This is a genomic window from Paraflavitalea pollutisoli, from assembly GCF_029360705.1.
Classification (GTDB): Bacteria; Bacteroidota; Bacteroidia; order Chitinophagales; family Chitinophagaceae; genus Paraflavitalea; species Paraflavitalea pollutisoli.
In genome coordinates this window covers 1,062,338-1,076,476 of sequence record NZ_JARKMX010000008.1, presented here as the reverse complement: position 1 = coordinate 1,076,476, position 14,139 = coordinate 1,062,338, and the positions used below count along the sequence as shown (strand labels likewise).

At 52.7% G+C, this 14,139-nt stretch carries 10 protein-coding genes; 3 read left to right on the top strand and 7 right to left on the bottom strand.

What is annotated here, in order from left to right; all coding sequences use genetic code 11:
- Positions 1-8 precede the first annotated feature (8 nt).
- Positions 9-596 carry a TetR/AcrR family transcriptional regulator gene (locus P2W70_RS18155; protein WP_276482924.1) on the bottom strand — a complete coding sequence of 196 codons (588 nt, stop codon included), beginning with the start codon at positions 594-596 and terminating at the stop codon, positions 9-11.
- Between the two features lie 111 nt (positions 597-707).
- Between P2W70_RS18155 and P2W70_RS18150 the strand changes: the two genes are divergently transcribed.
- Entirely contained in the window at positions 708-1,289 is a 582-nt protein-coding gene (locus tag P2W70_RS18150; protein WP_276482923.1) for a molybdenum cofactor guanylyltransferase, read from the top strand.
- 7 nt (positions 1,290-1,296) lie between these two features.
- Here P2W70_RS18150 and P2W70_RS18145 read toward each other — a convergent pair whose 3' ends face one another.
- From P2W70_RS18145 to nirB, 6 genes are all read right to left on the bottom strand, one after another.
- Positions 1,297-2,799, bottom strand: coding sequence for a rubredoxin (locus P2W70_RS18145; RefSeq protein WP_338119857.1), 1,503 nt, complete (start codon positions 2,797-2,799; stop codon positions 1,297-1,299).
- On the bottom strand, positions 2,796-6,311 hold the full coding sequence (locus tag P2W70_RS18140; protein WP_276482922.1) for a nitrate reductase: 3,516 nt from the start codon (positions 6,309-6,311) through the stop codon (positions 2,796-2,798). Before P2W70_RS18140 ends, P2W70_RS18145 begins: the two co-directional genes overlap by 4 nt.
- Before the next feature lie 42 nt (positions 6,312-6,353).
- Positions 6,354-7,649, bottom strand: a complete 1,296-nt coding sequence (locus tag P2W70_RS18135) for a NarK family nitrate/nitrite MFS transporter (RefSeq protein ID WP_276482921.1) — start codon at positions 7,647-7,649, stop codon at positions 6,354-6,356.
- A 56-nt stretch (positions 7,650-7,705) separates the two neighbouring features.
- Positions 7,706-9,280, bottom strand: a complete 1,575-nt coding sequence (locus P2W70_RS18130) for an alginate export family protein (RefSeq protein ID WP_276482920.1) — start codon at positions 9,278-9,280, stop codon at positions 7,706-7,708.
- Positions 9,281-9,405: 125 nt separating this feature from the next.
- Positions 9,406-9,756: a nitrite reductase small subunit NirD gene (gene nirD / locus P2W70_RS18125; RefSeq protein ID WP_276482919.1), complete on the bottom strand. Its 351-nt coding sequence runs from the start codon at positions 9,754-9,756 to the stop codon at positions 9,406-9,408.
- Positions 9,757-9,898: 142 nt separating this feature from the next.
- A complete protein-coding gene (nirB, locus tag P2W70_RS18120; protein ID WP_276482918.1) occupies positions 9,899-12,400 on the bottom strand; it encodes a nitrite reductase large subunit NirB in 2,502 nt (833 codons plus the stop codon).
- A 189-nt stretch (positions 12,401-12,589) separates the two neighbouring features.
- Here nirB and cobA point away from each other — a divergent pair, with 189 nt between their 5' ends.
- Positions 12,590-13,354 (top strand): uroporphyrinogen-III C-methyltransferase, encoded by a 765-nt coding sequence (gene cobA / locus P2W70_RS18115; protein ID WP_276482917.1) that lies wholly within the window; start codon positions 12,590-12,592, stop codon positions 13,352-13,354.
- 63 nt (positions 13,355-13,417) lie between these two features.
- Entirely contained in the window at positions 13,418-14,077 is a 660-nt protein-coding gene (locus P2W70_RS18110) for a Crp/Fnr family transcriptional regulator (RefSeq protein WP_276482916.1), read from the top strand.
- The last annotated feature ends 62 nt before the right edge of the window (positions 14,078-14,139 follow it).

The window sequence follows — 14,139 nt, the reverse complement described above, 5'->3', positions numbered from 1 at the left end:
CTACCGGATCAGTGCACCATATTGTCGATAAAATCCTTCAGCACTTTTTTATTGGTAGCGGGGTCGATGTCTTTGAGGAAGTAATTGGTCGACACCAGGCCGTGTAGCATGGAAATAAACGACAGGTACCTGCATTGTAATTGATCGGTCGCTTTTTTGCCCTTCGCGTCGAGGCCACCGATCCCTTCCCATACCAACTGCCGGAAGGTGACTAGCTCCGGAAACGTTTGTTGCACATTGTTGCAGCCCAGCCCCACCGAATACATGAGTTGGTACAGCTCCGGTTCTTTGGTCGCGAAGCCCCACATCGCTTTGACGATATTCTCCAGCCTGGCTCGCGGACTGGCATCCTCCTTATGGTTGTGGGCGATCTGCTTCACCATGGTGGCATAACCCTGCCGGCACAACTCGATGAGGATGGCGTCTTTGTTTTCAAAATGCTCGTAAATAATAGGGACTGCATATTCGATGCTGTCGGCGATCTTGCGCATGCTGAGCGCTTGTACCCCTTCTGTTTTGACGATCGTGAGCGCAGCATGGAGGATGTCCTCGCGGACCTTCAGCTTAGTTCGTTCTTTTCGCTCTCTGATTCCCATATAGGCGGCAATTTAATGAGGGGTCTGTACCCGCCTAAATTACGAATTGTAAAAATATCTCCGGTAAATGTTTTATACCTTTAACCTCAATCTAATGCAATCAGACACGATATGTTGGGAGTCGTATTGTCGGGCGGACAAAGTAGCCGGATGGGCACGGATAAAGGGCTGATCCGCCTCGAAGCCAGGAATTGGGCACAAACGGCAGGCGAAAAACTCACGGCACTTGACCTGCCGGTGATCATCTCGGTCAATGCACTGCAATATGATGGTTATTCGACAATATTCTCCACTACACAACTGGTAAAAGACGATGAGGGCCTGCAACTCAAAGGGCCGTTGCTCGGTGTGATGACCGCACATAGTGCTTTTCCCGACAAGGATCTGCTGGTGCTGGCCTGTGATATGCCCCTCATGGAAAAAACGGTATTGCAGCAACTGCTTACCACCTGGCAGCCTGCTGCCTACGAGGCATGCGCATTTCTTCACAACAATGAACCAGAGCCCCTTTGCGCTATTTACAAAGGGACAGCGCTCAAGCGCATACTGGCGTTACACCGGCAACAGACGTTGCCGCGCTTCAGCATGAAATACCTGTTGTCTCAACTGAACGTACTGTACCTGCCGGTACAGGCGGAGCAGGAGCGCGCCTTCCGCAATTTCAATGCACAGGCCGAATTGAATGGTTTGTAGCAGCTATCTAACTTCTCCCTGCTACGCGTTGCGCGGGCCTGGTCACTTGCGAAAAATCTTCTTTCTCCGCGTCACACACCGGGCAGGTGTAAGTGGCTGGCAGCTGGGCAAAGCGGGTGCCTTTTGCGATGCCGTTGCCGGGCTCGCCATACTCCTCATCGTATAGCGAAAAGCAGTGTTTACAGGCATATACCTTGTCGTCGCTGGCATGTACAACCGGTGTTTCTTTCTTTGTTGGTACGGCTGCTTTTTCGATGGCATTGATCGTGTTCAGTTGTTGTCGGTAGTATTGCAGAATGGCGCGGCGCAATTGCTCCGTCAGCAGGAAACGGGGATTGTTGCGGCTGAATACAAAACCCGTTCGCTCATTGGGGTTGAAGTCCTGGGCACAAAGTACATCGTACACATGCAACAGTTCGATCCCGGCAATGCGCACCAGTGGTCTGCGCCGCACGAGAATGCTGCTGAATACTTCACTCTTGCGCCTGGTTTTGATACCGATACAAATACCGAAGGTGCGGGTGTCTTCATTGTTCAAGCGGCGCAGCAGGTAGTGTTTCAACCGCAGGCCTTCCTGGCAATTGTCTTCCACCTGGAAGTTGAGCTCATTGGCCGCATGGCGCACATTGACCTGGAAGCGCGCCAGCAGGTTATTCCACAGTTGACGATCCTTCTCGGTAATGTTTTTGATGATGAGTGATTTCCAGGGAGTACTGCACAGCAGGCCGATCTTGGTTTGCAGACAAAGCCGGCAGATTGCTTTGAGAAAATCGATGGAGAACAATTCATCGCGACGGTAAATGCCCAGCCAGTATTTGTCGTGGTACCGGTTCAGTCCTTCGTAGTAGGGCAGGTTGAAGGCCGGCAAGAGGGCAGGGGCCTCCACTGGCTTGGTGATGAAATTGTCCTGCTTCACCAATGCGTACAGTGCATCGCCATTGGCAGCTGCATTGTCGTAAAACTGATCTGCCTGCTGAAAAATGATCGATTCTATTTTTTTCGACATGCGGGCCACATCATTGGTATACACCATTTCTTTCCATTCGTAGATCACATTTGTACGGGGAAAACGGATGAACAGGTGCCAGAAATGCTGGGCCTGGGCTGCAGCTACCCAGTTGATATTACCCGTCAGCAAGGGGGTAAAGCTTTGGTTACTGTCGGAGATATTGATCTTTAAACGGGGCTGGTAATCGACGAGGTCGAAGATGTCTTTGTACACACCTTCACTCAACCAGGTTTGCTGGATGAAGACTTCTTCGGCAGGGTACGAGCTCATGATATTAGGGTACATATCATTGTTGACCTCGTAGTCTACTCCCAGCTGTAGCAGCTCGGTTTCCAGCGCGGGGAAGTCTTCGCCAACGATATCAAACAACAGCTGCTGCCGTAAGCCGAAGCGCACATCGGTAATACCCGATCGGCCCGCGGCGATGAGGATATTCAACAGGTCACCGGGCGAGATGATACCGCCGCGGAAATTGATCTTGATGGTGTAGGTGTATTTCATGAGGGTACCGTAGCGGTTTGGTTGGTCTGCAATAGTTGACGCTCGAGAATAGCCTGTACTTCGGGCCGGCAACTGCCACAGCCCTGGCCCGCACCACTGGCCTGGCACAGCGCTTTCAGTTCTGTGCAGCCTTCCCGGATCTTGTTGACGATATTGCCTTCGCCGATATTGCCACAACTGCAGACCAGCTTACCAATTACAGCATCGGCCTTCTTGCCCGACCGCAGCAATTGCAGGCGTTTGTCGCTCAGCTCCATTTTGTTTTGGATAAGGTCGCGGAATTCGAGGAACTCCGATTTGTCGCCGATCAGGATGGCGCCTACCAGCCTGTCGTTGTGGATGATGCACTTCTTGTAATAGCGCTTGGCCTTATCGATAAAGACCACTTCTTCATAAGCGGGATCGGCCGGACTTTCGGCCAGGCCGAGTGAACACAGATCGGTGCCGTGCATCTTCAGGATATTCATCAGCAGGGAGCCTTCGTAGTAGTGTGCAATATCGCCGGCCAGGTAACGGGCTACGATCTCTGCCTGTTGCTCGGCTGCTGCGGTGATGCCATAGAGAAAGCCTTTGAACTCGGCAATTTCACCAATGGCGAAGACAGACGCGTCATTGGTGCGCAGGTATTCATCCACGACTACGCCGCGTTTGCAATCGAGCCCGGTGGCTCGTGCCAGTTCGATATTGGGTACGGTGCCGATGGCCATCACGATGGCCTGGCACTGGATCATGAGGCCGCTCTTGAGCCGGATGCCTTCAATCTGCTGCGTGCCCAGAAAACGTTCTATCTCGTCGTTGTAATAAAGTTCGATGCCTTTGTCGGCGAGTTCTTCGTGCAACAATTGACTGCCCAGCGGATCGAGCTGCCGGTCCATCAGGCGCGAGATCCGTTGTATGACCACTACCTCTACGTTCACTTCCCGCAACGAAGCAGCCAGCTCGATGCCCAGCAGGCCGCCACCAACGATGACTACCTTGCCATTGCCGGCCTGAACGTGATTTTTGAATTGGTCGGCATCCACCCGGCTGCGCATCGTAAAGATACCGGGCAGGCTGGGCACATCGCGCAGCATCGCGGCCCGGCTTCCGGTTGCCATGATCAGCAGGTCGTAGGTATGTACCTGTCCCTGGCTGTCGGTAACCGTCTTGGCGGTACGGTCAACCACCTCGACACTCGTACCGCGATGCAGCGTAATGTTATAATCGTATTCTTCCTGGTCAGTCATCTTCACCAGTTGGTGCCATTCCTGGGTGCCGCTGATATAATCGGGCAGCATGACGCGGTTGTAGAAGGGATAATTCTCTTTACTGAAAATGACGATCTCGTCGTCAGTATTTAAAGCCCGGTAGCTGCGTACAAAACCACAGGCACCTGCACCCGCTCCGATCACCACGATCTTTTGCCGGGGCTTGCGGTACCGTTGCACCTGCACCGCCGTATACTTGAAATCGGGCTCCTTGCTTTTGGGGTCGACCAGGTTGTTGGTCAGGTTATTGGCGCGGTTGAGATCACTTTGCAATACTTTACCCCAATGCATAGGCATAAACACCACCCCGGGTTTGATGTCCGTAGTGAGTTTGGCTTTTACCCGTACCTCTCCACGGCGGCTATTGATCACCACCACGTCCCCTTCTTTGATCTGCCGGGCATCGGCATCGTCGGGATGTATTTCGAGGAAGGAGGCCGGAAGGTGTTGCCGCAGTTTATTGACCTTGCCTGTCTTGCTCATCGTATGCCACTGGTCGCGTATACGGCCGGTGGTCAGGATCAACGGATAATCATCCCCCGGCTGTTCGGATTCGTTAATATCGCTGACCGTATGGATGATCGCTTTTCGGGAAGGGGTATAGAATTGATGGTCGGTAAACAACCGTGGGGTACCATAACCATCGGTAGCGGTGGTATACGGCCATTGTACGCTGCGTTTTTCCTGCAGTATTTCGTAGTTGAGCGCACTGATATCGATGCGCGTACCAGCGGTAAGGGTGGCATGTTCGCGGTAGATATCGGCAAAGCTGGCATAGTCGAATCCCTGATAGCCCATCTTGCGGGCAAAGCGACAAATGATCTCCGCATCGGGCAGGGCTTCACCCGGTGCAGGCACTACCTGCTGCAGGTAACTGATGCGCCGTTCCGAATTGGTCATGGTGCCTTCTTTTTCCGTCCAGGCGGCAGCCGGTAAAACCACGTCGGCGTAGGCGAGGGTTTCCGGGCGATGGCTGATCTCCTGCACCACGACAAACCTGGCTTTCTTCAATCCTTCCTCTGCCATGCGCACATCGGGCAAACTGATCAGGGGATTGGTGCACAATATCCAGATAGCTTTCAACCGACCGTCGTTCAGCGCTTCAAACATCTCCGTAGCCGTTAGTCCGGGTTTGGGTGCGATCTTGCCGCCACCCCAGAAGCGTTCAACTTCGGCACGGTCTTGCGCATTGAGCAGGTCGCGGTGCGCCGGCAGCAGGTTCGAGAGGCCACCTACTTCGCGGCCGCCCATCGCGTTGGGCTGGCCCGTCAGTGAAAAAGGGCCGGAGCCTGGTTTGCCGATATGCCCGGTAATGAGGTTGAGGTTGATGAGGCTCAGGTTCTTGTTGACACCGATCACGCTTTGGTTGAGGCCCATCGTCCACATGGTGATAAAACCTTTGGCCTTACCGATATAGTGAGCCGCCTGCCGTATGTCGGCAGCAGCTACACCGCAGATCACCGCTGCCTCATCGATGCTGCGTTCGAATACGGAATGGCGGTATTGTTCAAAGCCTTCCGCATGTTGCGTGATAAAGGCATGATCTATCTGGTCAGCTTCGATGAGGCAGCGACCAATGGCGTGGTGCAGCACGACATCGGTTCCGGGGTTCAATTGCAGGTGTACGTTGGCGAGCGAGCAGGTCTGCGTTTTACGCGGATCGCTCACGATGATCTTCAGTTGTGGGTTAGCGGCTTTGGCAGCCTCCACGCGCCGCCACAGGATGGGATGACACCAGGCGGGGTTGGCGCCTGCGACCAGGATACAGTCCGCCAGTTCGATATCGTCATAACAGATCGGTACACTGTCTTCGCCCAGCGCCATCTTGTAACCAACGACGGCGCTGCTCATACACAACCGGGAGTTGGTATCGATGTTGTTGCTGCCGATAAACCCTTTGATCAGTTTATTGAGAACATAGTATTCTTCCGTGAGGCATTGCCCCGACGCGTAGAAGGCGACGGAGTCGGGGCCATACTTCTCGATAAAAGTTTTGAACACAGCAGCCGTACGGTCCAGCGCTTCGTCCCAGCTGACCCGCTGACGCGGCTGGTGCCGGCTGTAGCGCATCTCGGGATACAGCAACCGGTCGTGGTTATCGTTCACGGTATAATGCAGATTCATGCCCTTGCTGCACAGCATACCCTTGTTGACGGGGTGTTGAGCATCACCTTCCACCCGGATGGTGCCGTTCTTTTCCTTGTGCACTACGATACCGCAGCCTACACCACAATAACAACAGGTCGTCTTGAATGATTCAGTCATAAGTATTATTCGTTTCCCGGTTCGCTGTACATCCCCGGTTGCTTATTTGGCGGGTTGCAGAGCAGCAGCCACCGTTCCTTCCGCCTCGGGTTTGTTCACCAGGCGATAGATTAAAATAACGACACCTACTGCCAGTACACCTACGCCGAGGTAAAAGAAGGCATCGGCATAGGGCATGGACTTGAACAGGAAGCCGATACCCATGGCGCCTACATTGCCACCTGCCCCTACGATGCCGGCTACACTGCCCACAGCTTTGGGATTGATAAATGGCACAATGCTATAGGTGGCTCCATTCGCCATTTTGAGACAAAGGCCAAAAAAGAACATCAGGGTAATGGCCAGGGTCAGGTTACCCGCCTTGGCAAAAAAGATGATGCCGATCCCTTCCAGGAGCAAGAGTATGGTGAGCAGGTTTACCTTACCGGTAAAACCAAAGCGGTTGCCCACCTTATCACTCACGATGCCACCCACCGCGCGGGCAAAGATGTTGAGCCAGCCAAAAATGCTCGCCATGAGGCCGGCCATGATGAGGCTGGCGCTGTATTCGTCGTGGAAATAAGTAGCAGCAAAATTGTCGATGGTGATCTCTACACCAAAACAGGCGGCGTAAGCGATCGTCAGGATCCAGGTGCGGTAGTCTTTAGCGGCCAGCAGGAACGTGTTTTCTTTTTTGCCGGTGTTTCTTTCGATCTCATCGAAATTTCCCTGCGGCGTATCCTTGGTGTACCGGAAATACAGGAAGGCCATCACCAGCAGCAGAAAACCAGGTATCACCATGGCATAGCGCCAGCTGTCTTCCTTACTGACCCAGCCGAGCCCTACAAAAGCCGCAGCGATCAGTGGCATGATGATCTGGGTGGCACCACCACCCGTATTACCCCAGCCACCGGCCACGGCGTTGGCCGTGCCTTTAATATTGGGCGCAAACATCACCGAAGTATGAAACTGCGTCAATACAAACGATGCACCGATCACGCCGATAGCCAGGCGGAATAGCAGAAAACTGGTATAGCTGTTGGCCAGGCCGATCAGCATGACTGGAATGGAACACAGGATCAGTAAGGCAGTATAGGTTCTGCGTGGCCCCCAGGCGTCACACAAACGACCTACAATAAGGCGGGCGATAATAGTGGCTGAAACAGAGGCAATACCGATATTGCCTTTCTGTGCCTTGGTGAGGTGCAATTGTTCGCTCACCAGCGGCATCAGTGGAGCGATACCGAACCAAGCGAAGAAACAAAAGAAGAAGGTGAGCCACGTAATATGGAAAGTGCGCATCTGCACGCCTTTGGCGGAGAAGATGTTCAGTTTGGTTAATGGTTGGTTGTTGAACATGGAAATGCGTTTATGATTCGTTGATGAATAATGTCTCTATCTATTCCCTCGTTGCCTTACTTTCTCGGAAAAATCCACTCTGGCCTGATATTGATCATCGCATAGAACCAGGTACTCGTTTTGCGATAACTATCAGCCACCGCATCGGTGGTGGCCTGTCCTTTGGCAAAGGGCATACTGGCGGTGGCCTTCATGAGCGAGTAACCCAGCTCGATGTTGGTGATCTTGTTCAGGTTGTAACTCAGCTGCACATCTACTTCCGTCCCCAGCTTTTTACCGATCACGGTGCCATCGGCTTTTTTCATGTCCTTGTTGATCCAGAAACCGTGCACATCCAACCCGGCGCTCCAGCGGGTGTCGGTATATTTCAGTTTGCCATACAGGTTACTCAGCCCCCCAACGGGTGACCCAGTACCGACATAGAAGTAATCCATGTAACCCCAGTGCCGGTGCGGCGTGCCATAGAGCGGATCAAAGCGGTTGTTCTTGCCAGACGGCGATACGGCGTCATTGCCCGACAATACATCGTAACCGGGGCCAATGCTCCATTTGCCTTTTTGGTACAAGCCAGAGACGGTATAATGATAGGCGTCGAGCGAAACACCATCGCGGTCTTTGCCCGATTGACCATAGTAAGCCGCCTGTAGCAGCACCTTACCAAACCCTTGGCCACTGCCGATCGTTTGGTTCACCATCAGTCCATAAGTGTAGCGGCTGCTGGTGCCGGTATAGTCAAATCCATCTTCCTTACCGGCCGTGACAAAGCGACGACCATATACATAACCGCCGTTGACGGTGATCGAGTCGATCTTGTATTTACCAAAATGGTCATTAAAGAAGAGGGCAGACAGCTTGGTTTGTTTGAACTGTTTGCTGATGTACAGGCTCGCGAATGACTTGTAGTTTTGCGTAGCGCCGTTGGTATTCGGCGGGTTCGTGAAAAGGGGAGTGCCATTGCGGACACTGTTATTGGCGGCACTGCCACCGGCGGCCAGCGGAATGATGCCGGCCGGGGTAGGTACAAGTGTGCCGGCTGAGTTTTTTACATAGGCCGGGATATTGCCGGGCACATAACTGGTGCCGGTAACACCAAAGGCATCGGCGTTTTGGTTGAAGGCATAGCCCAGGTCCACTTTCCAACCTTTGTGTAGCAGCTTGACCAGTACCATATCATGGCGGCGCCCTTGCTGCAGCCAATCGAGGTTGCCGATGAGGCGTACATCATCGTACGAAAGTTCCTGTCGGCCGATCTTTACCGATAGTTGATCCACCAGCCGGAAGCGGATGGAGCTGTCGGCCTTGTTGGCCAGTGTGATATCGGCCCAGCCTTCGTGCAGCATCAGGCGGTTGCCGTCGGCAGGGGAGATGGACGAGGCGTCTTGTCCCCATACCCGGATGTCCTGGATCGAAAGGCCGAAGCTGACCTTGTCCCATTTGTAGCCTATGTTCAGGCGTGTGCGCTGCGAAGTAAAAGCAGCGGCTTTCGAACCGGTGGGCGTCAGGTTGCCCAGTCCGTTACGCACTTCTGTGCGCATGCGCAGCTGCCCGGAAAGCGTCAGCTGTGCCTCAGCAGTCAGGTACAGCAATCCCAGGCAACTCAGCAGGGTGCATTTGGCAATGAAATTCTTCATAGCTTTGTTTTGGTTTTAGATTGTTTGCGATGTAAGACCACTGCCCGTGAGCGACTCCAATCTCCACGGGCTTTATTTTTGAACAGGTAGGTGCATTTTCTCCTGGTAAATTCCGCAAACACTCGTTATTCTTCCATGCCGATATAAACAAAGCCATCTTCCACCTTCACCGGGTAGGTTTTGATCACATAATCATCGCCACTCAGGCATTTACCCGATTGCAGCGAAAAGGTTTTCTTGTGAAAGGGGCAGGCCACTTTCGGTTCTTCGTCTTGTGAGCCGATCATACCGCGGCTCAATGCCATCTGCTGGCGATGGGGGCATTCGTTCTGTGTGGCGTACCAGGCCCCCCGTCGGGTAAAATGAAACAAAGCGATCTGCTCGTCTTTGTATTTTACACAAACACCGCCGTTTTCCGGTACATCTTCTACCCGGCAGGCGGTAAACCAGGTCATCGTTTGTTCAAGTGTGAGCATCGTGCAATAGTTTGGTCAATAAAAAAGCTTGTACACCGCAAAAGGGCATACTGTCTGGCAGGCTGGCAATCATCAGAGGAAAAATATAGGAACGGGCTGCAGGCGGGAAGATCTGAAAGAGCCTGCAGCCGTTATTATGAGCTTATTTCCATTCGGCGGCGCGCTTCTGCTCGCGCATCGGTTGAAACTGAACACTGGGATCCTTTTCAGCCGGTGCATTCACAAAATGGTTGAAGCGCTTGCGCAGTTCCGGGTTGTCGACTACCTCTTTCCATTCACACTTGTAATTATCGACCAGCAACTGCATTTCCGCCTCCAATTGGGCAGCGATCCCAAGGCTGTCATTCACCACCACATTGCGCAGGTAATTGATGCCACCTTCCATCTTGTTGAGCCAGGTGGCGGTACGCGTTAGCGGGTCGGCCGTTTTGATGTAGAACATCAGGAAGCGGTCGATGTATTGAATACAGGTGTCGCTGTCGATATCGGTAGCGAGCAACAACGCATGCTGCGGTTTTGAGCCGCCATTGCCGCACACGTAGAGGTTCCAGCCCTTTTCGGTGGCAATGATGCCGAAGTCTTTCGATTGTGCTTCGGCGCATTCGCGGATGCATCCCGATACGGCTGATTTCAGTTTGTGGGGAGCGCGCAGGCCGCGGTATCGTTCTTCAATACGGATGGCGTAGCTCACGCTATCGTGCAGACCAAAACGGCACCAGGTGCTGCCTACACAACTTTTTACGGTGCGCAGGGCTTTGCCATAGGCGTGTCCGCTCTCGAACCCGGCAGCAATCAGTTCTTCCCAAATGAGGGGCAGGTCGCTGACGTGGGCACCAAACAGGTCGATACGCTGGCCACCAGTGATCTTGGTGTACAGGTTGTATTTCACAGCCACCTGGCCAATCACGATGAGCTTTTCGGGCGTGATTTCTCCGCCGGGAATGCGGGGCACTACCGAGTAGGTACCCCCTTTTTGTATATTGGCGAGGTAGCGATCGTTCGAATCTTGTGCGGTGGCATTGCCTTTCTGCAGGATCATTTCATTCCACAGGCTGGCGATGATGGAGGCTACGGCTGGTTTACAGGTTTCGCAACCATCTCCTTTGCCGAGCTTGTCCAATACGGCTTCGTAACTTTTGAGGTCATGCACCTTTACCAGGTCGAAGAGTTCCTGACGGCTATACGCAAAGTGTTCGCATAGCACATTGCGTACATATTTACCGTTGGCCTTCAGGGTATGGTTGACGAGGTCTTTGACCATAGGCACACAACCTCCACAACCGGTACCTGCCTTCGTGCATTTCTTGATAGCGTCTACCGTTTCACATCCTTTCTCGCTCACGGCCTGGCAGATATCCAGTTTGGTAATACTTTCGCAGCTGCAGATAAGGGCGTCATCGGGCAAGCTTGTTACGCCGGCACCGCTATCCGCTGCTCCGCCGCGGGCACCCAGGATCACATCTTCCGGGTTGGGCGGCAACACCACTTTGTTCTTACAGGTCTGCAGCAACATATTGTATTGATCGGCATCGCCCACCAGGATACCACCCAGCAGGTGCTTGCCATCGGGACTTACGTTGATGCGTTTGTACACGCCTTTGTGGGTATCCTCCCAGGTGATGGAGCGTCCTTCGTGGGCGTTGATAAATGGATCACCAAAGCTGGCGACATCCACTCCGATCAGCTTGAGCTTGGTGCTCATGTCGAAGCCGGTAAATGATTTGGAACCGCCGCAAAGATTGGCGGCTACTACATCGGCCATTTCGTAGCCGGGTGCCACGAGGCCATAGATCATACCCTTGTGTAGGGCACATTCGCCAATGGCGAAGATATGAGGATCGTTGGTAGACAGTTGATCGTTCACGACAATGCCGCCACGGTGCCCGGTTTCCAGGCCGCACAACTTTGCCAGCTCGTCTCTTGGTTTGATGCCGGCTGAGATCACCAGCATATCCACCTCGATGGTCGAGTCGTCGGCAAATTGCATGGCAGTGATGTGTTCATCACCCAGGATGGCCGTGGTATTGGTATTCGTGCGAATGTGAAGACCCAGCGCTTCCAGTTTGGTGCGTAGGGTATGCGAGCCCGCGTCATCGATCTGCCGGGGCATCAGCCGGGGAGCAAACTCGATCACCTGGGTATCGGTAATGCCCAGGTCGAGCATGGCCTTGGCTGCTTCGAGACCCAGCAGGCCACCACCAATAACAGCGCCCTTTTTCGCGTGGCGCGCATAATCGGTCATCATCTCCAGGTCTTCGATGGTGCGGTAAATGAACACACCTTGTTTTTCCACGCCTGGGATGGGTGGCACGAAGGCCGCCGAACCAGTAGCCAGTACCAGGTAGTCGTAGTGTTCGGTAATCCCCTTAAAAGAATGAACCGTTTGGTGAACCCGGTCGATGCTTTGTACCGGATCGCCCAGGTGAAGTGTGATTCCATTGTCGGCATACCAGGCAGCAGGAGCGAGTGTCAGTTCGTCCGCCGACTTGCCGGCAAAGTATTCACTGAGGTGTACCCTGTCATAGGCGGGCCTCATTTCTTCTCCGAAAACGACCAGCTCAGCAGTACCGGTCCCTTTTTTGGCGAGCAGTTTTTCGCAAAACTTGTAGCCCACCATTCCATTGCCAATAATGACGATTTTCATGCAGTGCCCTGATTTTAAGTGTTAACAGCAACTGACAAACAAGCATTAGAAAAATAAACATGTAATAATATGGCAAGAAATCGTCAAAGAACTTTATGAAATATCTGACTTCTGTCATAAATTTATGAATAATAAATCATCATTTCCAAGAAAAATGTTGCATAAAACATATAAATAATCATTCGATATATGTCTTTACCCCATTTATCCCTCGTTGGTGCGGGTCCCGGAGATCCGGAACTGATTACGTTGAAAGCCATTAAATCCCTTCAGCAGGCTGATGTTATATTATATGATGCACTCGCCAACGACGACCTGTTGGGGTATGCCCGTCCGGGTGCTATTACCCGGTTTGTGGGGAAGCGGTATGGCTGCCACGCCCTGTCGCAGCAGGAGATCAATCACCTGATCATTGAAATGGCCACCGCCCATGGGCATGTGGTACGGCTTAAAGGCGGCGATCCTTTTGTATTTGGAAGGGCCCAGGAAGAGATCGAGGCCGCCCGCACGGCAGGTATTCCCGTCACCATCGTGCCCGGTATCACCAGCGCTATCGCAGTACCGGCCAGTCAACAAATCCCCTTAACCTGCCGGGGCATCAATGAAAGCTTCTGGGTGACCACGGGTACCACCCAGTCTGGCGAAATCTCGGCCGATATTCAACTGGCTGCCCAATCTTCTGCCACCGTCGTGATCCTGATGGCCATGAGCAAGCTGGAAGCGATCATGGACATTTTTGCTGCCTGTGGCAAAAGCCATACGCCTGTAGCAATTATCCAGGATGGTACTACGCTTAAAGAAAAAATAGTGGTGGGCAATGTGCGTGACATTTCCTTCAAGGCACAGTATGCGGGGCTCAGCAATCCGGCCATTATTATAGTAGGAGAAGTAGTGCGTCTGCAACCGGCCCTTTTACAGGAGCAAGTACGTCAGGAGCTGATACGGGTGTCGTAACAATGAATTATCTTCACCGCCATGAAGGCTGTTAAGATTACCTGCGATCAGCAAAGGTGTTTTTTGTGCAAGCGATGTTTGAAAGAGTGGATTCCCGCTATCGAAGCCAACAAAAAAACGTACCAGTTCAAGAAAGGTGAATTGATCTTCCGCGAGGGAGAACCCGTTACCGGAATTTTTTTCCTCTATGAGGGAAAAGTAAAGGTGCACAAGAAATGGGGCGAAGAAAAGGAACTCAATATCCGGTTTGCCAAATCGGGGGATATTATCGGCCACCGTGGCCTGGGCAAAGACACCGTGTATCCGGTTTCCGCCACCGCACTTGAAACAAGCATCGTTTGTTTCATAGACCTGCCTTTCTTTAAGACCACCCTCAAGGTCAATACCGATTTCTCGTACGACCTGCTGATGTTTTATGCCGAAGAGTTGCAGGAGTCGGAGAAGCGCATGCGCAACCTGGCCCATATGCCGGTGAAAGGCCGCATTGCTTATGCCTTACTCATCCTGAAAGAGAAATTTGGGCTTACCCCCGATGGATTTATCGATATATCGCTGACCCGGCAAGACCTGGCTTCTTATGCCGGTACCACCTACGAAACGGTATTCCGGATCATTACGGAACTCACACAGTCGAATATCATTACTGTCGATAATAAAGAGATCACCATTATCGATGATGATGCTTTACGCCGCATCATGCAGGAAGCAGAATTGGGTGGGTAAATTCGATTACCCGATGACATTCTGAACTGGCTTTCAATCGGTATAGACAAAAAAATGGCGCG

Coding starts and splice junctions, on each gene's coding strand:
- P2W70_RS18155 (WP_276482924.1), bottom strand. CDS start 596: ATGGGAATCAGAGAGCGAAAAGAACGAACTAAGCTGAAGGTCCGCGAG.
- P2W70_RS18140 (WP_276482922.1), bottom strand. CDS start 6,311: ATGACTGAATCATTCAAGACGACCTGTTGTTATTGTGGTGTAGGCTGC.
- nirD (WP_276482919.1), bottom strand. CDS start 9,756: ATGCTCACACTTGAACAAACGATGACCTGGTTTACCGCCTGCCGGGTA.
- cobA (WP_276482917.1), top strand. CDS start 12,590: ATGTCTTTACCCCATTTATCCCTCGTTGGTGCGGGTCCCGGAGATCCG.
- P2W70_RS18150 (WP_276482923.1), top strand. CDS start 708: ATGTTGGGAGTCGTATTGTCGGGCGGACAAAGTAGCCGGATGGGCACG.
- nirB (WP_276482918.1), bottom strand. CDS start 12,400: ATGAAAATCGTCATTATTGGCAATGGAATGGTGGGCTACAAGTTTTGC.
- P2W70_RS18130 (WP_276482920.1), bottom strand. CDS start 9,280: ATGAAGAATTTCATTGCCAAATGCACCCTGCTGAGTTGCCTGGGATTG.
- P2W70_RS18145 (WP_338119857.1), bottom strand. CDS start 2,799: ATGAAATACACCTACACCATCAAGATCAATTTCCGCGGCGGTATCATC.
- P2W70_RS18135 (WP_276482921.1), bottom strand. CDS start 7,649: ATGTTCAACAACCAACCATTAACCAAACTGAACATCTTCTCCGCCAAA.